At 59.4% G+C, this 26,917-nt stretch carries 25 protein-coding genes; 23 read left to right on the top strand and 2 right to left on the bottom strand.

Annotation, left to right across the window (positions count from 1 at the left end):
• Positions 1 to 14: 14 nt before the first annotated feature.
• Positions 15 to 914: a LysR family transcriptional regulator gene (locus AACQ95_RS10235; protein WP_043135682.1), complete on the bottom strand. Its 900-nt coding sequence runs from the start codon at positions 912 to 914 to the stop codon at positions 15 to 17.
• A 127-nt stretch (positions 915 to 1,041) separates the two neighbouring features.
• Here AACQ95_RS10235 and AACQ95_RS10230 point away from each other — a divergent pair, with 127 nt between their 5' ends.
• The 4 genes from AACQ95_RS10230 (at position 1,042) to oxyR (ending at position 5,544) form a co-directional block, all read left to right on the top strand.
• Positions 1,042 to 1,902: a Vmh family MBL fold metallo-hydrolase gene (locus tag AACQ95_RS10230; protein ID WP_043555148.1), complete on the top strand. Its 861-nt coding sequence runs from the start codon at positions 1,042 to 1,044 to the stop codon at positions 1,900 to 1,902.
• An 82-nt stretch (positions 1,903 to 1,984) separates the two neighbouring features.
• Positions 1,985 to 2,620 (top strand): DsbA family protein, encoded by a 636-nt coding sequence (locus AACQ95_RS10225; RefSeq protein ID WP_098982969.1) that lies wholly within the window; start codon positions 1,985 to 1,987, stop codon positions 2,618 to 2,620.
• Between the two features lie 225 nt (positions 2,621 to 2,845).
• On the top strand, positions 2,846 to 4,486 hold the full coding sequence (locus tag AACQ95_RS10220; RefSeq protein ID WP_241278513.1) for a methyl-accepting chemotaxis protein: 1,641 nt from the start codon (positions 2,846 to 2,848) through the stop codon (positions 4,484 to 4,486).
• 161 nt (positions 4,487 to 4,647) lie between these two features.
• The gene (gene oxyR / locus AACQ95_RS10215) at positions 4,648 to 5,544 is read left to right on the top strand and encodes a DNA-binding transcriptional regulator OxyR (protein WP_043135675.1); all 897 of its coding nucleotides are present in this window, start codon (positions 4,648 to 4,650) and stop codon (positions 5,542 to 5,544) included.
• Between the two features lie 72 nt (positions 5,545 to 5,616).
• On the opposite strand, the gene AACQ95_RS10210 is transcribed toward oxyR, so the two are convergent.
• Positions 5,617 to 8,106: a penicillin-binding protein 1A gene (locus AACQ95_RS10210; RefSeq protein WP_241278512.1), complete on the bottom strand. Its 2,490-nt coding sequence runs from the start codon at positions 8,104 to 8,106 to the stop codon at positions 5,617 to 5,619.
• Positions 8,107 to 8,391: 285 nt separating this feature from the next.
• Here AACQ95_RS10210 and tapM point away from each other — a divergent pair, with 285 nt between their 5' ends.
• From tapM to AACQ95_RS10115, 19 genes are all read left to right on the top strand, one after another.
• The gene (gene tapM / locus AACQ95_RS10205; RefSeq protein WP_156994840.1) at positions 8,392 to 9,465 is read left to right on the top strand and encodes a PilM family type IVa pilus assembly protein TapM; all 1,074 of its coding nucleotides are present in this window, start codon (positions 8,392 to 8,394) and stop codon (positions 9,463 to 9,465) included.
• Entirely contained in the window at positions 9,453 to 10,031 is a 579-nt protein-coding gene (gene tapN / locus AACQ95_RS10200) for a PilN family type IV pilus biogenesis protein TapN (RefSeq protein WP_043135670.1), read from the top strand. The genes tapM and tapN overlap by 13 nt, the downstream gene beginning before the upstream one ends.
• Positions 10,028 to 10,627, top strand: a complete 600-nt coding sequence (gene tapO, locus AACQ95_RS10195) for a PilO family type IV pilus biogenesis protein TapO (RefSeq protein WP_241278511.1) — start codon at positions 10,028 to 10,030, stop codon at positions 10,625 to 10,627. Before tapN ends, tapO begins: the two co-directional genes overlap by 4 nt.
• Positions 10,624 to 11,154: a pilus assembly protein PilP gene (locus tag AACQ95_RS10190; RefSeq protein WP_043135667.1), complete on the top strand. Its 531-nt coding sequence runs from the start codon at positions 10,624 to 10,626 to the stop codon at positions 11,152 to 11,154. The genes tapO and AACQ95_RS10190 overlap by 4 nt, the downstream gene beginning before the upstream one ends.
• A 15-nt stretch (positions 11,155 to 11,169) precedes the next feature.
• Entirely contained in the window at positions 11,170 to 13,368 is a 2,199-nt protein-coding gene (locus AACQ95_RS10185; protein WP_241278510.1) for a type IV pilus secretin PilQ, read from the top strand.
• 191 nt (positions 13,369 to 13,559) lie between these two features.
• Positions 13,560 to 14,078 (top strand): shikimate kinase AroK, encoded by a 519-nt coding sequence (gene aroK, locus AACQ95_RS10180; RefSeq protein ID WP_005298388.1) that lies wholly within the window; start codon positions 13,560 to 13,562, stop codon positions 14,076 to 14,078.
• Positions 14,079 to 14,092: 14 nt separating this feature from the next.
• On the top strand, positions 14,093 to 15,172 hold the full coding sequence (gene aroB, locus AACQ95_RS10175) for a 3-dehydroquinate synthase (protein ID WP_241278509.1): 1,080 nt from the start codon (positions 14,093 to 14,095) through the stop codon (positions 15,170 to 15,172).
• On the top strand, positions 15,165 to 16,766 hold the full coding sequence (locus AACQ95_RS10170) for an SPOR domain-containing protein (RefSeq protein WP_241278508.1): 1,602 nt from the start codon (positions 15,165 to 15,167) through the stop codon (positions 16,764 to 16,766). The genes aroB and AACQ95_RS10170 overlap by 8 nt, the downstream gene beginning before the upstream one ends.
• A 70-nt stretch (positions 16,767 to 16,836) precedes the next feature.
• On the top strand, positions 16,837 to 17,709 hold the full coding sequence (locus tag AACQ95_RS10165; RefSeq protein ID WP_241278507.1) for a Dam family site-specific DNA-(adenine-N6)-methyltransferase: 873 nt from the start codon (positions 16,837 to 16,839) through the stop codon (positions 17,707 to 17,709).
• Between the two features lie 314 nt (positions 17,710 to 18,023).
• On the top strand, positions 18,024 to 18,698 hold the full coding sequence (gene rpe, locus AACQ95_RS10160; protein WP_042867708.1) for a ribulose-phosphate 3-epimerase: 675 nt from the start codon (positions 18,024 to 18,026) through the stop codon (positions 18,696 to 18,698).
• Complete coding sequence (locus AACQ95_RS10155; protein WP_241278506.1) at positions 18,685 to 19,353, top strand: phosphoglycolate phosphatase; 669 nt, start codon at positions 18,685 to 18,687, stop codon at positions 19,351 to 19,353. Before rpe ends, AACQ95_RS10155 begins: the two co-directional genes overlap by 14 nt.
• A gap of 39 nt (positions 19,354 to 19,392) precedes the next feature.
• Positions 19,393 to 20,397 carry a tryptophan--tRNA ligase gene (gene trpS / locus AACQ95_RS10150; RefSeq protein WP_042867712.1) on the top strand — a complete coding sequence of 335 codons (1,005 nt, stop codon included), beginning with the start codon at positions 19,393 to 19,395 and terminating at the stop codon, positions 20,395 to 20,397.
• Between the two features lie 123 nt (positions 20,398 to 20,520).
• On the top strand, positions 20,521 to 20,736 hold the full coding sequence (locus tag AACQ95_RS10145) for a hypothetical protein (RefSeq protein WP_042867714.1): 216 nt from the start codon (positions 20,521 to 20,523) through the stop codon (positions 20,734 to 20,736).
• A gap of 21 nt (positions 20,737 to 20,757) precedes the next feature.
• On the top strand, positions 20,758 to 21,339 hold the full coding sequence (locus tag AACQ95_RS10140) for an aminodeoxychorismate synthase component II (RefSeq protein ID WP_241278505.1): 582 nt from the start codon (positions 20,758 to 20,760) through the stop codon (positions 21,337 to 21,339).
• Positions 21,340 to 21,616: 277 nt separating this feature from the next.
• The gene (locus tag AACQ95_RS10135; protein WP_241278504.1) at positions 21,617 to 22,834 is read left to right on the top strand and encodes an aspartate aminotransferase family protein; all 1,218 of its coding nucleotides are present in this window, start codon (positions 21,617 to 21,619) and stop codon (positions 22,832 to 22,834) included.
• 75 nt (positions 22,835 to 22,909) lie between these two features.
• Positions 22,910 to 23,929, top strand: coding sequence for an arginine N-succinyltransferase (gene astA / locus AACQ95_RS10130; protein ID WP_043135651.1), 1,020 nt, complete (start codon positions 22,910 to 22,912; stop codon positions 23,927 to 23,929).
• A gap of 71 nt (positions 23,930 to 24,000) precedes the next feature.
• A complete protein-coding gene (gene astD / locus AACQ95_RS10125; RefSeq protein ID WP_241278503.1) occupies positions 24,001 to 25,470 on the top strand; it encodes a succinylglutamate-semialdehyde dehydrogenase in 1,470 nt (489 codons plus the stop codon).
• 130 nt (positions 25,471 to 25,600) lie between these two features.
• Entirely contained in the window at positions 25,601 to 26,398 is a 798-nt protein-coding gene (locus AACQ95_RS10120) for a DUF1338 domain-containing protein (protein WP_241278502.1), read from the top strand.
• 185 nt (positions 26,399 to 26,583) lie between these two features.
• Positions 26,584 to 26,838 carry a hypothetical protein gene (locus AACQ95_RS10115; protein ID WP_241278501.1) on the top strand — a complete coding sequence of 85 codons (255 nt, stop codon included), beginning with the start codon at positions 26,584 to 26,586 and terminating at the stop codon, positions 26,836 to 26,838.
• Positions 26,839 to 26,917 lie beyond the last annotated feature (79 nt).

Below are 26,917 nucleotides of genomic sequence, written 5' to 3'. Positions count from 1 at the left end.
TTTGCATGGTGGCATTACTCCTGCCACATGGGATCGGCTGCCATGCGCACCACCAGGAAATCGAGGAAGCTGCGCAGCAGGGGCGACATCTGCTTGCGGGTGCCATAGACACCGTAGACTCCGAGGCGCTTGGGTTGCCATGCCTCGAGCAGGGGCACCAGGGCGCCACTCTCCAGCTGGGATTGCACCGAGTAGCGGGGCTGCATGCTGATGCCGGCGCCACCCAGGGTCGCCTCCAGCAGCAGGTTGGAGATGTTGGCACTGAGATTGCCGCTGACCGGCACGGATTCAGGTCCGGCGGGTCCCTGAAACTCCCACAGGCTCTTGCCGAAATAGGTGTAGGTGAGGCAGTTGTGCAGGGCGAGATCCTGCACCTTGTGCGGCGTCGGGTGTCTGGCCAGATAGGCCGGGCTGGCACAGACCACTGAGTGGCAGGTGCCGAGCCGGCGGGCCACCAGGTTGGGATCCAGATCATTGGTGATGCGAATGGCCAGATCGATCCGCTCCTCCACCAGGTTGACGGTGCGGTCCAGCAGCAGGATGTCGATGGCGGTGCCCGCATACTGGGCCAGATAGTCGTTGGCGGCTCCCACCAGCAGGGCCTCTGAGAGGGAATAACTGCTGGTGATGCGCAGTTGCCCCTTGGGCGCCTCATCGCCGCGGATGGCGATCTGCTCCATCTCCTCCCCCAGTGCCAGCATGGCCCTGGCGCGGTTCAATGCCTCTTCACCAGGTCCTGTCAGACTGAGCCGGCGGGTGGTGCGGTGCAGCAGACGGGCCCCCATCCACTGCTCCAGTTCAGCCAGGTAGCGCGTCACCATGGCGCGCGACATCTCCAGCTTCTCCCCGGCGCCGCTCAGGCTGCCCTGTTCGACTACGCTGACAAAGACCCGTAATGCGGTCAGTCGATCCATGTGCAGGCCCTCTATATGCTCGATTAATGCAACAGTGATGTGCTTATTATGCTGTATTTGTACCGTTAATGATCCAATAAACTGTGTCCATCTGATGAACCCCTGATGACTTGATGAGGAATACCCGATGAACAACACCCTGATCCGCAACCTGACCCTGGCCACCACCCTGCTGAGTGGCGCCGCCATGGCTGCCCCCCTGACAGTGACCGTCTACAACCCGGGCGAGAAGGCCATCTTCCCTGTCTCCTCTTCCCTGGTGGCCGGTGACAAAGAGGCCATTCTGATCGATGCCCAGTTTGATGTGAAAAATGGCCAGGCCCTGGTCGACATGATCAAGCAAAGCGGCAAGCAGCTGACCACCGTCTATATCAGCGCAGGTGATCCCGACTTCTACTTTGGTCTGGAGCCCATAATGAAGGCGTTTCCGAAAGTCAAAGTCCTGGCGGACCAGCATGTGGTTGACCACATCAACAAGACCAAGGATGACAAGCTGACCTATTGGGGACCCATCCTGGGCGCAGGTGCACCCAAAGCCCTGACGGTACCGGAAGTGATGACCGCCTCTTACCTGACCCTCGAAGGCGAGAAGATCGAGATCAAGGAGATGAACACGCCGACCGCTTACCTGTGGGCGCCGTCCATCAAGACAGCATTGGGTGGTGTGCCCGTCTACAGCGGCGTGCACGTCTGGATGGCGGACAGCCAGACCAAGGAAGCCCGCGCTCACTGGGTGAAGACCCTCAACGAGCTGCTGGCCATGAAACCCGAGCGTGTCGTGCCAGGCCACTTCCTGGGGACTGCGCCCAAGGGTACCGAAGCCGTGACCTTCACCCGTGACTATGTCCAGCGCTTCGAGCAGGAGCTGGCCAAGTCCAAAAACTCCGGCGAGCTGATTGAAGGCCTGAAGAAAGCCTTCCCGTCCCTGCCGGTCGACGATGGTCTGGCCATAGGTGCCAAGGTCAACACCGGTGAAATGAAGTGGTAATTGCCTGACGCCTGCTTCCCTGTGTTTTTTTACCGGGCCCTTGGGCCCGGTTTTTTTAGCCAAACAATCGAGAATGAATCACATGAACGAGACAAGCCTGCATTACGTATACGACCCCCTCTGCGGCTGGTGCTATGGCGCTGCCCCCTTGCTGCAAGCGGCGGCCGGGATCCCCGGTCTTCACATAGAGCTGCATGCCGGCGGCCTCTGGCTGGGCGAGCGTCGTCAGCCCATGGGTCAGGCCCTGCGTGACTACGTCCGCCCTCATGACGAGCGGATCCAGGCCCTGACTGGCCAGCCCTTCGGTGAGGGTTATTTCAACGACTTGCTGCTGCGCGATGGCCTGTTGCTCGACTCGGAGCAACCCATCCGCGCCATATTGGCGATGTCGACGTTGGGCGGCAATGGTCTGACCCTGCTGCACCGCATCCAGCAATCCCACTATCGCGATGGCATCTGGATCGGTTCCCTCGAGCACCTGAGCAGCCTGGCTGCGGAGCAGGGCATCGATGCTGCGGCATTTGCAGATGCTTATCAGAACGTGGATCTGGCCGGCCATCTGGCAGCCAGCCAGGGCTGGATGCGCCGCCTCGGTGGGCAGGGCTACCCGACCCTGGGGTTGGTGCAAGGGGACAAGGTGACGCCGCTGTCCGCCTCTTCCTTCCTGGGCGAGCCGGCGGCCTTTGCCCGCCAGATCCAGGCGGTGATGGGACGCTGAAACCCCGTCTTTTCGGTTGGTGGGCGGGATGACAAGCAAACCCAGGCTGAGAGGGACAGATTTTTCCTACCCGCTTGATCCTCATGCTATCCGTGGGCATGACGATATATTGACTAGCGGATAGTTTGAAAATCATCTGCTTGCGATCATCGCGCTATGCTCTATGGGTGATGGCTCGGGAGTTCGGCTCCACGGGTTTGCGTCTAGCCGCCAAGGATACCAATCATGTTCAAAAATATGTCTATAGGTCAGAAGTTGAGTGCCGGCTTTGCCGTATTGGCCTTGCTGGTTCTGGGGTTGGCGTGGTTTTCCATCGCTCAGCTGTCACGCCTCTACGGTGATACTGAAACCATCTCCGGGAATTTGTTGCCATCGACCCGCTATGCCAGCCAGATGCATGTGGCGATTCTCGATGCTCGTCGCTCCGAGCTGGCTCAGGTCATCGGCGGCCTGAACAAGGATGCCCAGGAGGTCAGTGACCGCACCGCCACCTTTAACAAGGCGAAGCAGGAGTTTGATGCGGCGGCGCAAAAATATGGCTCGCTGCCCTTCAGCACGGATGAAGAGCGGCAGACCTACGAGCAGTTGATTGCTGCCGGTGCCAAATATTTCTCCGTGCATGAGGAGCTGGTGGCCGCCTTTGCCAACGGGGATCTGGAGAAGGTCAAGAGCCTGCGCAAGAACGAGACCCGGATCGCACTGGAGGAGGTGGGTTCCAAATCTTATCGTCTGCGCGAGATCAACAACGAAATTGCCGACGGCATGGTCAAATCGGTCGCCGAGCTTTACAGCAACTCGCGCAACATGAGCATCCTGGTGGGAGTGATGACGCTGGCGTTCGTCGTCGTCGTGGCCTGGTTGCTGACCGGCCAGATCCGCAATCCCGTCATGGCCCTGCTGGAGCAGACTCGCAAGGTCTCTGCCGGCGATCTGGCGACGCACCTCGACTTGAGACAGTTCAACAACGACGAACTGGGCCAGCTGGCCAAAGGTTTTGGCGAGATGCAGAAAAACTTGCGCAACCTGGTCAGCGAGGTGTCTGGCTCAGTTGTACAGCTCAGCTCGGCGGCGGAAGAGATCAGCGCCGTGGCCCGTCAGTCTGCCAACAATATGAACAGCCAGCAGCATGAGCTGAACCAGCTGGCGACCGCCATGAACGAGATGCAGGCCACGGTACAGGAGGTGTCCCGCAACACCAGTGATGCCGCTAGTGCCGCCAGTGCCGCCAGCAGCACGGCCGAGCTGGGGGCTCGCACCGTCAACGACTCCATCAAGCGCATTGAACAGGTGGCTGGCGCCATCGAGAGCACGGCCGTGGTGATCCGCCAGCTCGGCGATGACAGCCGCAACATCGGCATGGTGCTCGAAGTGATCCGAGGGATCGCAGAGCAGACCAACCTGCTGGCGCTCAACGCTGCCATCGAGGCGGCCCGGGCCGGTGAACAGGGTCGTGGTTTCGCCGTGGTGGCCGATGAGGTGCGTACCCTGGCGAAACGGACTCAGGATTCCACCTCCCAGATCAACACCATCATCGCCGAACTGCAGCAGCGGGCCGAACAAGCCGGTACTACCATGCAGCAGAGCCAGGACATGATGAACTCCACAGTGAGCACGGCGCGGGAGGCGGGAGCGTCCATTTCCGAGATCAGTGGCTCTGTGGAGAGCATCTCTCACATGAACATACAGATTGCGACCGCGACCGAAGAGCAGGGCGCTGTGAGCGAAGAGCTCAACCGCAACGTGGTCAACATCAGCCATGCCTCGGAAGAGGTGGCGGCTGGTGCGACCCAGATGGCACAGGCCTGCAACGACCTCAACCACCTGGCGACCCAGCTGCAGGAGATGGTACGTCGCTTCCGGGTGTAATGACGGTTTGACACTCGCCGCTTGAGCGGGCCCGGATCCTGGATCCGGGCCCGTTTTGTTTTTCCATCCGCCTGTCTTTTTCCATTCAGTTACCATCCCTTGTCCCTCCTGCCTTTCTTGGGCATGCTAATGGCCCAATTGGTTGGCAGGATTCTGGATGTATGAACCTTCGCGATCTCGAGTATTTGGTGGCATTGGAAGAGGAGAAGCACTTTCGCAAGGCGGCGGAGCGCTGCTTCGTCAGCCAGCCGACCCTGAGCGGCCAGCTGCGCAAGCTGGAGGACGAGCTGGGGGTGATCCTGATCGAGCGCACCTCCCGCAAGGTGTTGTTTACCCCGGCCGGTGACGCCATGGCCCATCAGGCCCGCAAGGTGCTAAAAGAGGTGCGTGAGCTCAAGAGCATAGGCCAGCACTTCGCCGAACCCATGTCCGGAGAGATCCATATCGGTTTCATTCCCACCGTCGGCCCCTATCTGCTGCCCCACATCATCCAGGATCTGCGCGAGCATTTTCCCAAGCTGGAGTTCTATCTCTATGAGGAGCAGACCCAGGTGCTGCTCAAGCGGCTGGAAGAAGGGGAGCTGGATTGTCTCATCCTCGCCGAACTTGAGGGTATGGAAGGGTTTGGCTCGATTCCCCTCTATCAGGAGCCCATGTGGCTGGCGGTGCCGCAGCATCACCCGGAAGCCAGGGCCAAGTCGGTACCGCTCAGCAATCTCAAGGGCAAGAAACTGCTGATGCTGGCCGATGGCCACTGTCTGCGGGATCAGGCGATGGGGTTCTGCTTCGCCGCGGGTATCGGTGAGGATCAGCGCTTCAAGGGCACCAGCCTGGAGACGTTGCGCAACATGGTCGCCGCGGGCAGCGGCATGACGCTGGTGCCCAAACTGGCCGTGCCTGCCAATGCGGAGGAAGGGGGCGTCAGCTATCGCCCCGTGATTGACCCGGTGCCGGGCCGCGCCATCTCGTTGCTCTATCGCCACTACTCGGTACGCAGGCCCTGCTTCAACGAGCTGGCTGCCCGTATCTCCAGTCTGATGAAGAGCCTGCTTGGCTGACGGCGACGCATTATGTGGTCACAAAAAGAAAACCGGCGCCTTGGCGCCGGTTTTTTTATCTTGAGCTGTCGCTTAGAAGATATCGTCGGTAGAGACTGGTCCGTCAGTGGGCGAGCCGTCGCCGCCATACACCTGATTGCTGTCCGAGCTCTGGGTCGCATAGCGGGTCGGCTCAGTGCCTTCCTTGAAGAACTCCTCAGTGCTGCTGCCATCGGTGCGATTGGTCAGCAGACCGGTCTCGCGATCGACCCGTACCGTGATGATCCCCTCGGGTACCGGCATCTTGCGCTCGGGCACCTGCTTGAGTGCCGTCTTCATGAAGTCGATCCAGATAGGCTGGGCCGCTCCGCCGCCGAACTCGGCCCGGCCAAGACCCCGCTGGTGGTTGTCAAAACCTATCCAGGAGGTGGCGACCAGGTTCGGCGTGTAACCGGAGAACCAGGCATCACGGGATTCGTTGGTGGTCCCTGTCTTGCCGGAGATGTCGTGACGCTTGAGGTCGCGAGCCGCCCGCCAGCCGGTACCGCGCCAGCCGTTGCCACCCCAGATGGCGGTGGTCAGGGTATCCGTGACCAGGAAGGTGCTCTGGGCACTGATGGTCTGTGGCGCCATGTTGTTGGGCACCACAGGATCGATCGGGCACTGGGCCTTCCAGTCGCCGCCGGTATTGGCGTAGGCATCGGCACTGTCGAGACCGGCCGCGGCCAGCACGCCGCAATCATGACAGGCGGCGGCAGGGTTGGCCTGATACAGGGGCTCCCCGAAGCTGTCGGTCACGTCCGTGATGAAATAGGGGGTGACCTGGAAGCCGCCGTTGGCCATGACGGAATAACCGCGCACCACTTCCAGCGGGGTGAATTCGGCGGCGCCCAGCGCCAGCGATTCATTGCGGGATATGGTATCGCGCGCGAACCCGAAGCGGGTCAGGCCGTCGATATAGGTATCCAGACCGATGGCGCGCATCAGTCGCACCGACATCACGTTCTTGGACTTGGCAAGACCGAGCCGCAGCGAGGTGGGACCTTCGTAGATGGCCGGGGAGTTCTTGGGCTGCCACATGGGGCCCTTGGAGGGGTCCCACTGGTTGATCGGCGCATCATTGATGAGGGAGGCCAGGGTATAGCCCTGCTCCAGCGCTGTGGCATAGAGGAAGGGCTTGATGTTGGAGCCTATCTGACGGCGCGCCTGATCGACCCGGTTGAATTTGGACAGCTCGAAGCTGAAGCCGCCGACCAGGGCCTCGATGGCACCATCCTGCGGGTTCATGGCCACCAGGGCGGCGTTGACCTCGGGGATCTGGGAGAGCAGCAGCTCTTCCCCCTTCTCCCGCACCCAGATTTGGGCGCCGACTTTCAGCATGTCGCGGGCGGAGCGGGGGGCGAAACCCTGGCGATCATCGGTGATGAAGGCGCGAGCCCATTTGATGCCGTTCCAGCCGAGTTCTGCCTGCTTGCCATTTTTCAGCACCAGGGTCGCACTCTTGTCACCCAGCTTGGTGACCACGGCGGCCATCAGGGGCTCATAAGTGGGTTGCTTGGCCAGGTGCGCCATGATCTGGTCGTAATCCCAGTCGGCTTCTCCCGCTTTCCACAGCTGGGCTGTCGTGCCACGGTAGCCATGACGGGTATCGTAGTCGAACACGCCATCCAGCAGGGCCAGACGTGCGGCACGCTGGCGCTTGGCAGTGACTGTGGTGTAGACGTGCAGGCCCATGGTGTAGGCGTCTTCACCAAACTGCTCCACCATCTTCTGGCGCACCATCTCCCCCAAATAAGGGGCATTGAGGGTGATCTCGGCGCCGTGATAGCGGGCCTTGATCGGCATCTTGGAGGCCTCGTCATACTGGGCCTGGGTGATCTTGCCGGTTTCCAGCATGCGACCCAGCACCACGTTGCGGCGGGCGAAGGCACGCTCCGGTGAACGGATCGGGTTCAACATGGACGGTGCCTTGGGCAGGCCGGCTATGATGGCGATCTCGTCCAGGGTCAGGTCCTTGACCTCTTTGCCGAAGTAGACCTGAGCGGCGGCGCCTATCCCGAACGCGCGGTAACCGAGCGGTATCTTGTTGAGGTAGAGCTGCAGTATCTCGTCCTTGGAGAGATTCTGCTCGATACGCCAGGCCAGGAACACTTCCTTGACCTTGCGCACTATGGTTTTCTCATTGCTCAGGAAGAAGTTGCGAGCGACCTGCTGGGTGATGGTACTGGCGCCCTGACGTGCATGGCCGGAGACGGCCCAGACGGTGGCGGCTCGAATGATACCGATCGGGTCTATGCCCGGGTGCTCATAGAAGCGGGCATCCTCGGTCGCGAGCACGGCATCTATCATGGACTGGGGAATTTCATCCAGACGCAGCGGGATGCGACGAATTTCGCCAAATTGGGAGATCAATTCCCCATCCCGGCTGTACACCTTCATCGGGGTGGCCAGCTTGACGTCGCGCAGCGCGGTCACATCGGGCAACTGGGGCTTGATGTAGAAGTAGATACCGATGAGGCTGGCAACACCCAGCACTGCACCCAGCATCATGACAATAAACAGGCGTACGAGCCATTTCAGCATGGAAGAACTACCAATCGTCTTAAAATTAGCCAACGGGCGCAGAGTATAGCCCTTTTGCCTCCGGGAATTCGAGGTTTTCCTGTCAGCAGTCAGGCTCCTCGAGAAGAGGCGGGAGGTTAGCATTCTGCGGCTCAATAACCAAGGGGAGGTGGGGGCGGCAAGAAAGCGAGATGCATCACTTTTCGGTGTAAACTTTATGACATTGATAGATAGAGCATTTAGGATGAGTTAAGTCATCATCATCTGATTAGCTGTCCTACAATCAATCCTAAAACCCAATAACGCATGGATGTGTATATGTTTGGGCTATTCAATAAAGGTTCCCTGCTTCCTCTGGCGGGTATTGATTTTGGGAGCCAGACCATCAAGGCTGTCACTATCACCGGGCGCCCCGGCAAGCTGCATTTTGAATCTGTGGCCGAAGTGGCGACCCCCAAGGGCACCCTGGTCGATTATCAGTTGCAGGATATCGAACGGGTCAGCCAGTCTCTCAAGGCCCTCAAGCGCCTCATCTCTGGCAACAGCCAGTACGTGGCGACGGCCGTCACCGGTTCCAATGTGATCACCAAAGTCATTCAGGTTGATGCCAGCCTGGGTGAGAACGAGCTGGAAAATCAGGTCCAGATGGAGGCCGAACAGCTCATCCCATTCCCCCTCGATGAAGTGAGCCTGGATTTTGAGATCCTCGGCAAGGTCAATGATCAGGATCGCCAGGAGGTGCTGCTGAGCGCCGCCCGTACCGAGAGCGTGAGCGGTCGGGTCACGGCACTGGCCGAAGCCGAGATGACCACCAAGGTAGTGGACGTGGGGGCTCATGCGCTGGGCCGCGCCGTCCTCGCCTGTCTGCCCGATTTGCTTGCCTGGGAAAAGCCGGTTGGCGTTATCGATATCGGTGCCAGTGCCATGACCTTTGCCGCGCTAGTCAAGGGCGAGGTGATCTACTCCCGTCTGCAGAATTTCGGCGGTGATCAATACAGCCAGGCATTGGCCTCTTTCTACAACCTGTCGCTGGACGATGCAGAGCAGGCCAAGCTGCAGGGCAAATTGCCGGTTGATTACGAGCTGGATGTGCTGCTGCCTCACATTAATGCCTTGCTGCAGCAAGTCAGGCGCAACGTTCAGCTGTTTTGCAGCTCCTCCGGACACAGGGAGCTCTCCAAGCTGGTGCTGACTGGCGGTGGCAGCCTGCTACCCGGGCTGGTCGCCCAGGTCGGCAATGAACTCAATTGTGAAGTATTGCATCCCGATCCCTTCGCCCTGTTTGGCAAACCCAAAGGGGAGGGGGGGCTTGCCCATGGTGCCAAGTACATGACGGCGCTGGGTCTGGCATTGAGGAGCTTCACGCCATGTCAAATATAAACCTACTCCCCTGGCGCGAAGCCAGAGCTCAGCGACAGAAGAAACAGTTCGGGGTCATGCTCGGGATTTTCCTGGCGATCACCGCTTCCCTCGGCTTTGCCGCCGACTGGCTGGTGGAGCAGCAGATCAGTCATCAACAGCAGCGCAATCAACGCTTGCAGCAGGAGATGACCATACTCGACGCACAGCTCGGCGAGATCCGCTTGCTCAAAGAGAGGCGCAAGGAGCTGATCGATCGCATGCAACTGATCGAGCATCTGCAGATGCGTCGCAATCTGCCGGTTCGGCTGTTCAACCAGTTGCCCTCGCTGGTGCCCAATGGTGTGTATCTGAACACGCTGGCCTTGCAAGACAACCGGATCGACGTCAACGGCAAGACCGAGGCCTATGGCCGGGTTGCCAGCATGATGCGACGCATCGATGGCTCCGGCTGGCTGGGGCAGTCACAGATCAGCACGATTTTTGCGGCCGACGTTGCGCCTGTCTCGCTGAGCCAGTTCTCCATGATGTTCCAGGTCGCAGCTGCGGCTGGCGCCACCGTCGATGCGGTTAAGGGGCAAGAATGAACCTGCAACAGCTCAATGAACTGGATCTCAACAACATTGCTGGCTGGCCCAAGTTGGCCAAAGGCATTTTCATCCTGTTTTTCTGTGCCTTGCTGGGCGGTGCCATCTATTACTACGTGATTGCGAATTCATTGACCTTGTTGACAGAGGAAACCAACAAGGAGGCTGAACTGAAGGCGCAGTTCGAGAGCAAGGCGATGCTGGCGGCCAATCTGGGGGCATACAAGATACAGATGGTACAGCTTGAGCAGTTGGTCGATACCCAGCTCAAACAGTTACCCAATACGCACGAAGTGGCCGGCTTGCTGGACGATATCAGCTTCATTGCGACCGACAATGGTCTCAAATTGAATCGCATCAACTGGGAGCCCGAGATAAAGCACGAGTTTTCCACCGAACTGCCCATGCGGATCGAGGTGGTGGGCACCTACCATGAGATTGGCAAGTTCACGGCCGACATGGCGGCGCTGCCGCGGATCGTCATCCTGGAGTCGTTCACCCTGGGTCAGAGCAAGGAGCCGGACGAGATGATCGGCATGTCGATGCTGGCCAAGACCTACAAGTACAACGGCAAGACAGTGGGGCAGAAAAAATGAGAATGATCTGCGTACTGTTGCCCGTCTGTCTGCTGACAGCCTGCGGTGGGCAGGATGACATGGATAACTATGTGGCTCAGACCAAGGCCAGACAGCCTGTGCCTATCGAGCCGCTGCCTGAAATCAAACCCTTTTCGCCCATGGCCTATCACCTCAGCGATCAGCGCAGCCCCTTCATTGCGCCCCAGCCAGAGGCCAGCAGCGCCAAGGTGGATGCCAAGGTGAAACCGGATTGTGCCCAGATAGTCGCCAACAGAGAGAAGGAAGTGTTGGAGAGCTATTCACTGGCCAGCCTGATCATGCAGGGCTCGCTCGGCAAGCAGGGCCAGTTGTGGGCCTTGATCCGGACGCCGGATGGCCAATCCGTCCGGGTGGGTCTCAACCAACATATGGGACTGGATCAGGGTCGGGTGATCAGGATCACTGACACTTACGTGGATTTGATTGAGACTATACCGGATGGAAAAGGATGCTGGGTCACCAGAGAAACCCAGTTGGGCATGGCCAATCTTGAAGCAAAACGATAATCAGGGATGACTGCGATGAGAACAACAATCGGTACTGTAACCAGAGTTGCCCTGCTGTTTTGCGCCGGAGCATGGAGCCAGGCCTGGGCTGTGGCCACCTTGCAAGAGGTGAAGGTGAATCCGCTGATGGCCGACCAGCTGTTGCTGGAGTTGAGCTTCAGTGAACCGGTAAGCGGTTTTACCGACCGGCTATCCTATGAGCCCAATCAGCTGTTGCTGCATGTGCCGGGAGCCGTGGGGGCACTCAATGTCAATCCGCTTCCCATCAAGCAGCAGGGTGTCGATAACCTCAAGGTCGAGGGCAAGGGCGCCGGGCTCGACATCAAGATAGCGCTCGATCAATTGACCCCTTATCAGGTGCACCAGCAGGGCAACAAGTTGCTGGTCGCTCTGGGAGAAAAGGCAACCATGCCGCTGCCGGCTTCGACCCAGTCGGTTGGTATGGTCTCATCACCAGCGGCTTCGCCCGCTTTTGTCAATCCTCAACCTGTGGTGCAATCAGCCCTGATTAACACCCAGCTGGTCGCCCAGTCAGCCCCGGTGGCAGCACCAGTGGCCAGTAAACCCGTCTTGCCTGCGGCTCAAACCGGGGCGAGCGGCGCCTATTTCAACTCCGTCAAGGGGGTAGATTTCAGACGTGGCAAGGAGGGGCAGGGGGAGTTCCTGGTCACGCTGGACAACAGCTCGGCGGCAGTCGATGTCAGCAGCCGTGGCCAGACAGTGCTGGCCAAGTTCCATGGTACCAGGGTGCCGGACGACCTGCTCAATCTAATCAATGTGCAGGACTTTGCCACCCCCGTCTCCCAGGTGGAGGTGTTCCGTCAGGGCAATGACACCCTGTTCGAGCTCTCCATCAACGGCCAGTTTGATTATCGCTACGATCAGGCGGACAAGACGTTCATCGTCGAGGTGAAAAAACGCACCGCAGTGACCGCTGGCAAGCAGTATCAGGGCAAGCCGATTTCGCTGAACTTCCAGGACATCCCGGTGCGCACCGTGCTGCAGCTCATCGCCGATTTCAACAACCTAAACCTGGTCACCACGGACTCGGTGTCGGGCAATATCACGCTGCGGCTTGATGGCGTGCCTTGGGAGCAGGCACTGGACATCATCCTCAAGGTGAGAGGGCTGGATAAACGACTGGATAACAACATTCTGCTGGTGGCGCCGGCAGAAGAGATAGCCGCCCGCGAGAAGCAGCAGCTGGAGAGTCGCAATCAGGTGGCCGATCTGGCACCCCTCTATACTGAATACCTGCAGATCAACTATGCCAAGGCATCCGAGGTGGCGGCGTTGCTCTCCTCCGAAAGCACCAAGCTGCTCTCTTCCAAGGGGGCCGTAAGTGTCGATGAGCGGACCAACGTGCTGGTGGTCAAGGATACGGCAGATGTCATCAGCAACATCAAGCGCATGCTGGACATTCTGGACATTCCGGTCAAACAGGTGGTGATCGAAGCGCGCATGGTGACCATAGATGATGGTTTCGACGAGGCGCTCGGGGTGCGTTGGGGGGTGACCAAGAACGACGGTCACGGCAACAGCACGTCAGGTACCATCGAAGGCAATGACGGCTCCGGCAATAACAACGGCGGTTCGGCCATCACCCGTCCCGGGGTGGATGACAGATTGAACGTCAATCTGCCGGTGACCAATGCCGCTGGCACCCTGGCATTCCAGGTGGCCCGCCTGGCAGATGGCACCCTGCTGGACCTCGAGCTGTCGGCGCTGGAAAAAGAGAGCAAGGCTGAAATCATCGCCAGCCCCCGTGTTACCACCGCCAACCAGAAACCGGCGCTGATCGAGCAGGGTACCGAGATCCCCTATGTGGAGTCCTCCTCCAGTGGTGCCACCTCGGTCACCTTCAAGAAGGCAGTATTGAGCCTCAAGGTCACGCCGCAAATCACGCCGGACAACCGGGTTATCCTGGATCTGACCGTGACCCAGGATACCAAGGGCGAGACGGTACCAACCGGTACCGGTGATGCCGTCTCCATCAATGCCCAGTCCATCACCACCCAGGTGCTGGTCAACAATGGCGAGACCCTGGTGCTTGGCGGCATCTATCAACAGACCATCAAGAGCGACGTCAGCAAGGTGCCTCTGCTCGGTGATATCCCGGGTCTTGGCGTGTTGTTTCGCAAGACAACCAGCGAGAATAAAAAGCGGGAATTGCTGATTTTCGTGACGCCGAAGATAGTCACCGACGCCTTCTGAATGCTTTACATGTGAGGGTAAAACACATATAACCTTACGCCCCAATGAGGCTGGGGCGTAAGGGCTGCGGTTGCCAGTCCCGATTTCTATTGAGATAATCCCCCTCCTGATCCATCGCAAGACAAGGTTCATAGGTACCCCGATCGAGTGTTTGTCGGGGTCGTACAGTTTGTAATTACTAATGAAAAGACATGGCTGAGAAACGCAATATTTTCCTGATAGGTCCCATGGGTGCGGGCAAGAGCACCATAGGTAGACATCTGGCAGAACAACTGCATATGGAGTTTTTCGACTCAGATCATGAGATTGAGCGCCGCAGTGGTGCCGATATCGGCTGGGTGTTCGATGTTGAAGGCGAAGAGGGTTTCCGGATCCGCGAAGAGAAGGTCATAGGCGACCTTTCAGAACAGCAGGGTATCGTGCTGGCGACGGGTGGCGGTGCCATCAAGAGCCGTGAAACACGGAACAAGCTCTCTGCTCGCGGTATCGTGGTGTACCTCGAAACAACGATTGAAAAGCAGCTGGCGCGCACACAAAGAGACAAGCGCCGCCCACTGCTGCAAACCGAAGAGCCGCCGCGCGAAGTACTCGAGCGTCTGGCACAAGAGCGCAATGCACTGTATGAAGAAGTGGCTGACTTTGTCATCCAGACTGATGATCAGAGCGCTAAAGTTGTTGCTAATCAAATTGTTAAGTTGATTGGCATGTAATCTAGAGGACGTCCATGGAAAGGTTGAAGGTCGAACTGGGTGAACGCAGTTATCCCATCGAGATAGCGGCGGGTCTGTTGCAGCATGCAGAGGTGCTGACACAAACCATCAAGGGCAAGCGGGTCATGATAGTGACCAATACCGTTGTCGCACCCTTGTATCTTGAGCGGATTATCCAGTTGCTGTCCGGTTTTCAGGTTGAACACCTGATCCTGCCGGATGGTGAAGCCTACAAGACCCTGGCAACCTTCGAGCGGATCATGTCTGCTCTGCTGGAAACCAACCATGGTCGGGACACTACACTGATCGCCCTGGGGGGCGGTGTGATAGGGGATGTTGTCGGCTTTGCTGCGGCAAGCTACCAACGTGGCATTCCTTTTATTCAAGTGCCTACCACACTGCTCTCCCAGGTTGATTCCTCCGTCGGCGGCAAGACCGCCGTCAATCATCCCCTCGGCAAGAACATGATTGGGGCCTTCTATCAGCCCAAGCATGTGGTCATCGACACCGAATGCCTCAAGACCCTGCCTGCCCGTGAATTTGCCGCCGGCATGGCCGAGGTCATCAAGTACGGCATCATCTGGGACGCCGAATTCTTCTCTTGGCTCGAAACCAACATGTCCCGTCTGCAGGCGCTGGAACCGGCTGCCCTGGCGTATGCCATTCGTCGCTGCTGCGAGATCAAGGCCGATGTGGTGGGGCAGGACGAGACTGAGCACAGTGTGCGTGCCCTGTTGAACCTGGGCCACACCTTTGGTCACGCCATCGAGGCCGAGAAAGGCTACGGCAACTGGCTGCACGGCGAAGCCGTTGCCGCAGGCATGATGCTGGCCGCATTCACGGCCGAGGCGCATGGCGAGCTGGATAAGCGGCAGGTCGCTCGTATCCGCGATCTGTTGCTGGCCGCGAATCTGCCGGTACAAGCCCCGGCCGAGATGGATTTCGATGCCTTCATTCGCCATATGCGGCGTGACAAGAAGGTACTGGAAGGCAAGCTGCGACTGGTGCTGCCGGTCGGTATCGGTCATGCACAGGTGGTGGCCGATGTCTCTGATGCTGAATTGTTGGCGGTGATCGAGTCTGGTCGTGAGTAATAATAAACTGCTTAAGCTTCCTTCCCAGCGGCAGCTGGTTGACCGGCTGCTGCACCTGATTGAATTCAATCACCCCTTTATTTTCCTCTGTGGCAAGCACGGCAGTGGTCGCGGCACCCTGTGTGAATCTCTGCTCGGCGCCCTGCCCGAAAAAGTACGGGTGGTGAGCCTGATTGGCAGCTCTGCCATGAAGATGGCGGACGTGCGCCAGTTGCTGTTGCCGCAGGTGGTGGCAAGGCCGCTGTTCAATCCACAGGATGCGCTGGCCGACAGCTTCTTTCGCATGCTGGAAGGCAAACCTGCCACCCTGCTGCTGCTGATCGAACGCGCCGACGAGTTGCCCGCCGAGCTGGTCGGCGAGCTGTGGAGCCTCTGTCGTCACAACGATACCCTGACCGTGCCCCATCAGCTGGCCATAGTGCTCTCCGGCAGTGACGTCTGGTGTCGCAACCAGAAGGCGCAGCTGAAAGGGCGGGCCATGCCGGCACTGGAGCTGGAAGTCGCGCCACTGAGCGCGCCAGAGCAACGTATCTTCTTGTATGAGAAAGCCAAAGAGCTCAAGATCCCGACAGCCCTCTTGCCCAAGCTGAAAGTGGAAGAGATCCTGAAAGCGGCAAATGGACATCCGTCCACCATCATGCAGTTACTGGAGGATATCATGACCGACAGAAGGCCCAAGAAGCGTCAGGCCGAGTTGCCCGTCAAGAAGATTGCGACCGTGCTGGCACTGGTTGCCGCCGGTTTGCTGGCCCTGAGCTATCTGCTGCCAGCCCTGTTCAACGGTGAGAGCAAGAGCACTGCGCTGGAACCTGCGCAAACCACCGCCTTTCCCATACCCGTTTCTGGCGGGGATCCGCTGACCATAGGCGGCAGTAACACCAGCCAGAATGGCAATCAGAGCACAACCCATGATGGCGGTGCTGGCAATTCTGGCGGTGTGGTGCGCGATTGGCAGCCGGATGCCAAGGTGCTGCCCAAGGCGGTCGAGAGCGAGACTGTGACCACGGAATCGACCAACTACGAGGGACGCCGGGTGGTGATCTCAGATGAAGTGGTCGAGAAACTGATGAAGCAGCCCGATGTCAGCGGTGCCTTACCCACGGCCGTGGTGGATGAGCTGACCGGTGCTGGTTCCCAGGCCGTTGCGACTCAGGTCGCCCAGGCTCAGAATGCATCGACCCAGGGCCTGCTTGCCAAGCCGGCCACTGCGCCCAAGACCCAGAGTACCTCGGTTGCAACCAAACCGGCGGCCAAGCCAGCCGTGGTTGAACCCGTGGCGGCCCCCTCACCCAAGGTGGCATTGACGCCGGCGGCGACCCTGAACAAGAAGCCCAGGAATCATTACAGCGTCCAGCTGATGGGGGCCAGCAACACCAAGGCCGTCGACAAGTTCGTGGCCGAGCATGCGCTGGCTGGCAATATCTGGGTTTACAAAACCCAGTTCCGTGGCAGCCCCTGGTACGTGGTACTGCAAGGGGATTATGCCAACGCCGCCCAGGCCAAGGCCGCCATTCGCAAGCTCTCGCCCGCCCTGCTCAAGGGTCAGCCCTGGCCCAAGTCGTTTGCTCAGGTACAAAAAGAGTTGAAGCAATAGCCATTGCGCCCGGTAAGGGGGTAGAATCGTCCCCCTTTTTTGGTCGATGCCTTCTTAACACCGGATTTCCATGAAAAAAACACGCGCTTTTTTAAAATGGGCCGGGGGAAAATACTCCCTGGTTGAAGAGATTGCCGAGCGCTTGCCGGCCGGGCGTGTGTTGCTGGAGCCCTTCGTCGGGGCCGGGTCCGTGTTTCTCAACACCGACTACGACGCCTATGTGCTCAACGACATCAATCCGGATCTGATCTGCCTTTACAACCATCTCAAGCTGACGCCTGACCGATTCATCGCCGAGGCGCGCAAGCTGTTTGTGGCCGAGCACAATCACAAGGCGGCCTACTATCGGCTGCGTACCCAGTTCAACCAGACCGAGACCACCTTCGAGCGGGCGCTGCTGTTCCTGTTTCTCAACCGTCACGGTTTCAATGGTTTGTGTCGCTATAACAAGAAGGGCGGCTTCAATGTGCCATTCGGTTCCTACAAGAAGCCCTACTTCCCGGAGAAAGAGCTGTGGGCTTTTGCCGAGAAGGCGCAGAAGGCGACCTTCATCTGCGAAAGCTACGCCGATGCCATCAAGCGTGCTGAACCGGACTGGGTGATCTACTGCGATCCCCCCTATGCGCCGCTTTCCACCACGGCGAGCTTCACTACCTATTCCGCAGGTGGCTTCACGCTGGATGATCAGGCCATACTGGCGCGGCTGGCCCGTCACACGGCGGCCCGCAAGGGGGTGCCCGTGCTCATCAGCAACCACGACATAGAGCTGACCCGCGAGCTCTACCGTGGTGCGCGACTGGACGAGATCCTGGTCAAGCGCACCATCAGCCGCAACGGCGGCAGCCGCAACAAGGTGGCCGAGCTGCTGGCGCTCTATCCGCCCGGTATCGAGCCGGAGCAGGGTTACTACCCCAGCGACGCCGAGCTTGCCTCACTCGGCTGACCTTCTGACGGCACCTTTGGGTGCCGCCGCTGTTTCTGCCTGTCGTTATCATTGTGTTCGCATCGTTTTCGCCGGATATGGGCGGTAAAGCCGCAGGCCCGTTTTTTCCTCCCCGTGTATTAGGCGTTTTTATCGGATATGAGCGGTAAAGCCGCAGGCCCATTTTTTCCTCCCTGTGTATGGGGTGTTTTCATCGGATATGGGCGGTAAAGCTGCGGGACCATTTTTTCCTCCCCGTGTTCGGGTCGTTTTCATCGGATATTTGCGGTAAAATTGCGCCGCTTTTTCTGCCCGCTAGCCAATGGATGACGCTGATGAAAGACTTTCTGATTGCCCCCTCGATCCTTTCCGCCGATTTCGCCCGTCTGGGCGATGATGTCGCCAGGGTGCTGACCGCCGGTGCCGACGTGGTGCATTTCGACGTGATGGATAACCACTATGTCCCCAACCTGACCATAGGCCCCATGGTCTGTCAGGCCCTGCGCGACTATGGCATAGAGGCGCTCATCGATGTGCACCTGATGGTCAAGCCGGTGGATCGCATAGTCCCGGACTTCGCCAAAGCGGGCGCCAATCTGATCACCTTCCACCCGGAAGCGTCCGATCACGTGGATCGCACCCTGGGCCTCATCAAGGAGCAGGGCTGTCAGGCGGGTCTGGTGCTGAACCCGGCGACGCCGCTCTCCTGCCTCGAATACGTGATGGACAAGCTGGATGTGATCCTGCTGATGTCGGTCAACCCGGGCTTCGGTGGCCAGAGCTTCATCCCCGGCACCCTCGACAAGCTGCGCCAGGTGCGTCGCCTGATCGACGAGAGTGGCCGTGACATTCGTCTCGAGATCGACGGCGGCGTCAAGGTCGACAACATTCGCGAGATAGCACAAGCCGGTGCCGACATGTTCGTGGCCGGTTCTGCCATCTTCAGCCAGCCGGACTACAAGGCAGTGATCGACCGTATGCGCGCGGAGCTTGCCCATGTCGAACGCTGAGCGTGATTTTGATCTGGTGCTGTTCGATCTGGACGGCACCCTGATCGACAGCGCCCCTCAACTGGCGCTGGCGGTCAACCGTACCCTCACCGAGCTGGGACTGGCCGAGGCCGACGAGGCCGTGGTACGTACCTGGGTCGGCAATGGCGCCGACAAGCTGATCCAGCGCGCGCTGGATTACCGCGAGGCCCCCGAGCTGTTTGCCAGGGCGCGCCCCCTGTTCGATCGGCATTATCAGGCCTGTCTGCTGGAAGGGCTGGCCATGTATGACGGGGTGGAGCAGAGTCTGCGCCGCCTGCAGAAGCTCGGTTACAAACAGGCCGTGGTGACCAACAAGCCGAGTCACTTCGTGCAGCCCATCCTGGATGCCCTCGGCATCGGTGACTGTTTCGCGCTCTGGCTGGGCGGCAACTGTGTGCCCGTTAAAAAACCCAGCCCGGATCCGCTGCTGCACGCCTGCCACGAGTTGGGCGTCAGCCCGTCGCGCACCCTGATGGTGGGCGACTCCGAGAATGACGTGCTGGCCGCTCAGGCCGCCGGCATGAAGGTGGTGGGACTGACCTACGGCTATAACTATGGCCGCCCCATCGCAGATTCCCGCCCGGACTGGGTATGCGAGCAGTTTGCCCAGCTCGATGCGCTGCTGGCCGAATAAGGCTGCTGGGCTGGCCGAATAACAAGGATTAACACTCTCATGACTAAACCAATCGTACTGAGCGGGGCCCAACCGTCGGGCCAGCTGACCATAGGCAACTACCTGGGGGCCCTGCGTCAGTGGGTCAACATGCAGGATGATTTCGACTGCCTCTACTGCATCGTCGACCTGCACGCCATCACCACCCGCCAGGAGCCGGCTGCCCTGCGCAAGGCGTGTCTCGATGCCGCCGCCCTCTATCTGGCGGTGGGGATTGATCCGGCCAAGAGCACCGTCTTCATCCAGTCTCACGTGCCACAGCACGCCGAGCTGGGCTGGATCCTGAACTGCTACACCCAGATGGGCGAGCTGTCGCGCATGACCCAGTTCAAGGACAAGTCCGCCCGTTTCGAGAACAACGTCAACGTCGGCCTGTTCGGCTATCCGGTGCTGATGGCTGCCGATATCCTGCTCTATCAGGCCAATCAGGTGCCGGTCGGCAACGATCAGAAGCAACATCTGGAGCTGACTCGCGACATCTGCACCCGGTTCAACAACCTGCACGGCGAGGTGTTCACTCTGCCCGAGCCCTTCATCCCCACCGACGGGGCGCGGGTGATGAGTCTGCAGGATCCGACCAAGAAGATGTCCAAATCTGACGACAACGAGGCCAACTTCATCGGCCTGCTGGAAGATCCCAAGCAGATCGTCAAGAAGATCAAGCGGGCGGTAACCGACTCCGACGAGCCGGCCGTGGTGCGCTTCGATCCGGAAAACAAGCCGGGTGTCTCCAACCTGCTGACCCTGATGTCCGGGGTGACGGGGCGCTCCATCCCAGAGCTGGAGCAGCACTTCGAAGGCAAGATGTACGGTCACCTCAAGACCGAGACTGCCGAGGCGGTCGTCGCCTTGCTGGAACCCATCCAGGCGCGCTTCCGCGAGCTGCGTCAGGATGAGGCTCATCTGCAAACAATTTTGGCGGCAGGTGCACAAAAGGCACGTGAAAGGGCTGAAAAAACCCTGACCAGCGTATATGATGTAGTCGGCTTCGTTCCTCGAGCCTGACATACTGGGAAGGTGTAGTAGAAGAGAGCTGGGTATTTGCCTGGCTTTCTTTGTTTTACCCGACCTGCTATTCGTTAATTCATCTTCCAATTTCAAACGCGGGCTTCTGCCCCAAGAGTAAGCATGTCTGTCGAATCCAATACCATGATTGAAGAGCTGGGCGACAAGGGTCACTGGCTGCGTAAATTTCGCAAGGCCAAGAACCTCAATACCCTGCAGCTGATGGTCTCCAACGCCATCGACAAATACCACAAGACCCCTGCCATCGCCGCCGCCATCTATCTGGCCGAGTGTCAGCGCGAGCGCGAAATGGAACAGGGTCGTTATCTGGATCGTTGATTCTCTGTTTCTGGTTACCCCATGCTGTTGCTGATCGATAACTACGACTCCTTTACCTGGAACCTGGTGCAGTATTTTGGCGCCCTGGGGCAAGAGGTGGTGGTGAAGCGCAATGATGAACTGACGCTGGACGCCATAGCGCAGCTATCCCCCCGTTATCTGGTGATCTCTCCCGGCCCCTGCACCCCCAATGAGGCGGGCATTTCCCTTGCTGCCATCAGCCGGTTTGCCGGCCAGCTTCCCATTCTGGGCGTCTGTCTCGGCCACCAGTCGCTGGCGCAGGCTTTCGGGGCTCGGGTGGTGCGCGCCCGTCAGGTGATGCATGGCAAGACGTCGCTCATCCGCCATCAGGGGCAGGGTATATTTCGCGGTCTGAACGACCCGCTGCGGGTCACCCGTTATCATTCGCTGATCGTGGATCAGGGCACACTGCCTGACTGTTTCGAGATCACCGCCTGGAGCGAGCACGCCGATGGCTCCTTTGACGAGATCATGGGCCTGCGCCACAAGCAGTTGAATATAGAGGGGGTTCAGTTCCATCCGGAGAGCATTTTGAGCGAACAGGGCCACCAATTGCTGGCCAATTTTTTAGCAAGTTCCTGAATAGTTGTGATCGGCCTCCCAGAATCGAAATGAGGCCAAAAATATTTTCCCTGACACTTTATTCACCTCCCTCCCTGTCCAAATTATCTCTTGCCAATACCCCCTGAGCCGTTATGCAATGCGGTTGCCTAAAATCTCACAGGCAATCGAACATTGTTCCCTGTAACTCGCTTTGTTGCAGACTTTTAGCTTTTTTTCTGTGACAATGCCGATGTGTTTACATGGATTTAACTTTTGGGCGGTGGATTATTCTGTCGCCAGATCGAAGGAGAGCAATATGTCAGAGTTGTTGGCAGTGACACGTGAAGTGTTTGATGAAGTGATGGTTCCCAACTATGCGCCCGCCAAGATCATCCCGGTGCGTGGTGAAGGGTCACGTGTCTGGGATCAGGAAGGCCGTGAGTATGTCGATTTTGCCGGCGGGATTGCCGTCAATGGCCTCGGCCATTGTCATCCCAAGCTGGTCGAAGCCCTGAAAACCCAGGGTGAGAAGCTGTGGCACCTTTCCAACGTGATGACCAACGAGCCGGCTCTGCGTCTGGCCAAGAAGCTGGTTGCCGCCACCTTTGCCGACAAGGTCTATTTCTGCAACTCGGGCGCCGAAGCCAACGAGGCGGCCCTCAAGCTGGCCCGTCGTTACGCCATCGAGAAGTTCGGGGAGCACAAGACCCAGATCATCGCCTTCCATCAGGGTTTCCACGGTCGTACCTTCTTTACCGTCAGCGTCGGTGGCCAGGCCGCCTACTCCGATGGTTTCGGTCCCAAGCCCGCGGATATCACCCATGTGACTTACAACGATCTGGCGGAGCTGGCTGCCGTCATCTCCGACAATACCTGCGCCGTGGTGATGGAGCCGCTGCAAGGGGAGGGGGGCATCATTCGTCCGACCGACGAGTTTGCCAAGGGCGTGCGCGAGCTGTGCGACAAGCACAATGCCCTGCTGGTCTATGACGAGGTGCAATCCGGGGTCGGCCGTACCGGTGATCTGTTTGCCTACATGGGTCTGGGCGTTACGCCTGACATCCTCACCAGCGCCAAGGCGCTCGGCGGCGGCTTCCCCATCGGTGCCATGCTGACCACCAACGAGATCGCGGCTCACCTGAAAGTGGGTACTCACGGCTCCACCTACGGCGGCAACCCGCTGGCGTGCGCCGTGGCCGAGGCGGTGATCGACGTGGTCAACACCCCGGAAGTGCTGAGCGGCATCAAGCACCGCGAGCAGCTGTTCCGCGCTGGGCTCGACGCCATCAATGCCAAGTACCACTGCTTCAGCGAAGTGCGTGGCAAGGGCCTGCTGCTCGGCGCCGTGCTGAACGACGACTACAAGGGCCGTTCCCGTGACTTCCTGCTGGCCTCCATCGATCAGGGGCTGATGGCACTGGTCGCGGGTACCAACGTGGTGCGTTTCGCCCCCTCGCTGGTTATCCCGGAAGCGGACATCAAGGAAGGGCTGGCCCGGTTCGAGAAAGCGGTTGCCCAGGTGGTTAACGCCTGATCCAAATTGAGGTGGGGAGCCCTCCCGGCAGGAGCCGGGACCCCACCTGTCGTCAATGAAAGGGAGTTGTCATTTATGTTGGTTATCCGTCCCATCGAGCAAAAAGATTTTGCCGGTCTCAAGACCTGTGCCATCGAATCCGGCACCGGCATGACCTCGTTGCCCGTCAACGATGAACTGCTGCAGCGCAAGATAGATGCTTCGACCCAGACCTTCTCGGACAAACCGGCAGGTAAGGGTGATTGCCTCTACTTCTTCGTGGCTGAGGATCTGGAGACCGGCGAAATGGTCGGTACCTGTGCCATCGATGCGGCCGTGGGCCTGTCCCAGCCGTTCTACAACTATCACATCGGCAAGGTGGTCCACTCTTCCCCCAAGCTCGGCATCTACAACGTGGTCGAGACGCTCACCCTGTCCAATGACTACACAGGCAATTCCGAACTCTGCACCCTGTTTCTGCGTGAATGCGCCCGCGAGGGGCTCAACGGCCGTCTGCTCTCCAAGCACCGTTTCCTGTTCATGGCCGAGCATCCGGAATTATTCGACGATACCGTCTTTGCCGAGATGCGTGGCGTCTCCGATGGCAATGGTCACAGCCCCTTCTACGAGTGGCTGCAAAAGCATTTCTTCTCGATGGATTTTCCCACCGTCGACTATCTCACCGGCATCGGCAAGAAGCGCTTCATCGCCGAGCTGATGCCCAAGTACCCCATCTACGTCAACCTGCTGAGCAACGAGGCGCGCGCCGTCATCGGCCAGACCCACGAGAAGACCCGCCCGGCCATCAAGATGCTGCAGGATGAAGGCTTCGTGAACCGGGGCTATGTCGACATCTTCGATGCCGGCCCCACAGTCGAGTGTGACGTGAAGAATATCCGCAGCGTGCGCCGCAGCCAGAAGTTGCGGGTGCTGATCGGCGAACCCATAGGTGGCAAGATCCACCTGGTCTGCAATGCCCGCTACGAGCACTACCGTGCCTGCTACGGCAATATCCGGGTCGATCTGGACAAGCACGAAGCCATCATTCCGCCCAAGATGGCGACGGCACTCAAGGTGCAAGATGGCGACATGGTACGGGCCGTCGATCTCGATTGAGCCGTATTGGCAGTAAAACCGCATATGAAACAGGCAGCCAAGGCTGCTTGCGAACCACAGGGAGTGAATGGATGAGCCAGTTAGTACAACTGATAGACGGTCAATGGCTTGCCGGTGAAGGCAAGCCATTCGAGTCAAGGGATCCGGCGAAGAACGAGGTGATCTGGCAAGGGGGCGCCGCCAGCGCCACCCAGGTGGATGCCGCCGTCAAGGCCGCCCGCAGCGCCTTCTACCATTGGTCTGATATGAGCCTGGAGGCGCGTCTTGCCATAGTGCGCCGTTACGCCGAGCTGCTCGGCGAGCACAAGGAGGCGCTGGCGCTCACCATAGCCCGCGAAACCGGCAAACCGCTGTGGGAGACCCGCACCGAAGTGGCCGCCATGCAGGGCAAGATCGCCATCTCCATCCGCGCCCATGACGAGCGCACCGGCACGGTCGAAAACCCCATGCCGGGCGCCAAGGCATTCGTGCGCCACAAGCCCCACGGCGTGGTCGCCGTGTTCGGCCCCTACAACTTCCCGGGCCATCTGCCGAACGGTCACATAGTGCCTGCACTGATCGCCGGCAATGCCGTGGTGTTCAAGCCTTCCGAACTGACCCCCATGGTGGCCGAGGCCATGCTGAAGATCTGGCAGGAGGCGGGGCTGCCCAAGGGCGTGCTCAACCTGGTGCAGGGCGAGGTGGAGACAGGCAAGGCGCTGGCGGGCAATCCGGATATCGACGGTCTCTTCTTCACCGGTTCGTCCCGTACCGGCCACTTCCTGCATCAGCAGTTTGCCGGTCAGCCCGGCAAGATCCTGGCGCTGGAGATGGGCGGCAACAACCCGCTCATCGTCAAGGATGTGAGCGATATCGACGGCGCAGTTCACGCCATAGTCCAGTCCGCCTTCATCACCTCAGGCCAGCGCTGCACCTGCTCGCGCCGCCTGTTTGTCGAGCGCGGCGCCCGGGGCGATGCCCTGATCAAGCGTCTGGTGGAGGTGGTCGGCCAGATCAAGGTCGGCCTCTATGACGCCGCCGAACAACCCTTTATGGGCGCCATGATCAGCGAGCGAGCTGCGCTGGGCATGGTCGAGGCGCAAGCCAAGCTGCAAGGGCTGGGTGGCGAGAGTCTGCTCTCCCTCAAGCATCTGGAAGCGGGCACCGGCTTCGTCTCTCCCGGCATCATAGATGTGACCGCCGTGAGCGCGCTGCCGGACGAAGAGTATTTCGGCCCGCTGCTGCAGCTGATTCGTTACGACGATTTCGATGCCGCCATCGACCAGGGCAACGCCACCAGCTTCGGCCTCTCGGCCGGCCTGCTGGGTGACAGCGAGGCGGACTGGCACCACTTCTTCAAGCGGATCCGCGCCGGTATAGTCAACTGGAACAAGCCCATCACGGGCGCCTCCAGCGCCGCGCCGTTCGGCGGTATCGGTGCCTCCGGCAACCACAGGGCGAGCGCCTACTACGCCGCCGACTACTGTGCGTACCCGGTGGCTTCCGTCGAAGACAGCAAGGCAGCCATGCCGGATCAGTTGTCTCCGGGTTTGACCTTTTAACAAGGAAGAGGCCGGCAGCAAGGCCGCCACGGCTGACACTGTCCTCCTCTGCGCTGAGCGCTGATAACAAAAAATAAAAGGGGCACTGAACAGGTGCCCTTGTCTGTACCCGCAATCAAAGGAAAGAGAGATGCAAAAGGATATCGACACCCTGTTCGGTCACTTGTGGGATAACTACATTCAAGTCACCCCGAGTGCCCTCAAGGTCCACACCCTGCTGGGTGGCGGCGAGCCCATCGTCAACGATCACGTGGCGTTTCGCACCTACAACCTGCCCAAATTGGGCCTCGAGAAGCTGGCCGCCCACTTCCTGGCGCTCGGCTACGAGCAGAAGGGTGAGTACGTGTTCAAGGCCAAGAAGCTCTACGCCAAGCACTTCGAGCATCAAGATCCGGACGCCCCCAAGGTGTTCATCAGCGAGCTGAAGGTGGAAGAACTCTCCGAGGCTGCCCAGGCCATCATTCACAAGCTGGCGGATCAGGTACCCGATCACCTGACCGATACCCAGGCATTCCTCTACACGGGCGCCCCCTGGCAGGTCTCCTGGGATGATTACCAGACCCTGCTGGCGGAGAGTGAGTATGCAGCCTGGATGGCGGCCTGGGGTTATCGTGCCAACCACTTCACGGTCAACATCAATCGCCTCAAGCAGTTCGATACCATCCAACAGGTCAACGCCGCCCTCAAGGCGGCCGGCTTCGTGCTCAACGGCGTGGGTGGCGAGGTGAAAGGGGACCCGCAGGTGATGCTGGAGCAATCCTCCACCATGGCCGACAAGGCGGATGTGCCCTTCAGCGACGGCGTGCGCACCATTCCGAGCTGCTTCTACGAGTTCGCCCTGCGCTACCCGCAGGCCGACGGCGTGCTCTACCCGGGCTTCGTCGAAGCCTCGGCCGACAAGATCTTCGAATCCACCAACGCCATGTAACGGCGATGGTTGGAAAAAACGCCCCAGAAGGGGCGTTTTTTTATGGATTTTACGCAGGCCTGACGTCCCCTTTACCCCGCCTTGACCCTGCTTTTCCTGATTTTTCGCTAGCATGAAACCGCCCGCTTGAGCGGGCCATCGCCGCCCTCTGGCGGTGGATGTCGCGCGTTATTCGGAGTCATGCCATGAAGAGTGTTCTGCCCCTGTTGTTATTCCTCGCCACTGCCACCGCCATGGCGGCCGATCAGGGCAGTCGCACCCCGCCCAAGCCGCCTCGCGAGATGTCGGCCGAGATGAAGACGGCCTTTGAGAGCTGCAAGGAGAGCGGCAAACCGGGGGAGGCCGCATTTGACAGCTGCATGGCCGAGCTGGGTTTTGCCAGACCGATGGGCGCCGCCCCTGGCGGTGACAAGGGGGAGGATGAGGTGACGGCAAACTGAGAGTGAGCTGGCTACCCATTCGGGGTGAGCCAGTTTGCAACCGCCGGTGTAGAGTGGGGGTCCAATGCCTCGGAGCCCG

Source organism: Aeromonas sp. MR19 (genome assembly GCF_963899305.1).
GTDB classification, from domain to species: domain Bacteria; phylum Pseudomonadota; class Gammaproteobacteria; order Enterobacterales; family Aeromonadaceae; genus Aeromonas; species Aeromonas bestiarum.
Note: the sequence above shows the minus strand (reverse complement) of the source record. Positions and strands in the feature narration are given on the sequence as shown.